The sequence below is a fragment of the Bacillus sp. AF62 genome (assembly GCF_050312695.1).
Lineage (GTDB): Bacteria > Bacillota > Bacilli > Bacillales > Bacillaceae_G > Bacillus_A > Bacillus_A cereus.
The window spans coordinates 1-227 of the sequence record NZ_JBNPJZ010000327.1 but is presented as its reverse complement, the minus strand read 5'-3'; the positions used below and the strand labels follow the sequence as shown (position 1 = coordinate 227).

Sequence of the window (227 nt, the reverse complement as noted above, 5' to 3'; positions counted from 1 at the left end):
TGGGCCTAAATGGACTCGAACCATCGACCTCACGCTTATCAGGCGTGCGCTCTAACCAGCTGAGCTATAGGCCCATACAAATTGCAGGATTTATTTATATCATATCCTCATTTAAGAGTCAATGTTGAATTGAACTCTCAAAACTAAACGAAAACGAAACACGGAAACTTATATTGATGAACAGCGTTCATCAATTCTCCATAGAAAGGAGGTGATCCAGCCGCACC

The 227-nt window shown here is 42.3% G+C and carries 1 tRNA gene; it reads right to left on the bottom strand.

Features of this window, described 5'->3' with window-relative positions:
- Positions 1 to 74: transfer RNA gene (locus ACQRBL_RS33010), tRNA-Ile, on the bottom strand.
- Positions 75 to 227: the final 153 nt, after the last annotated feature.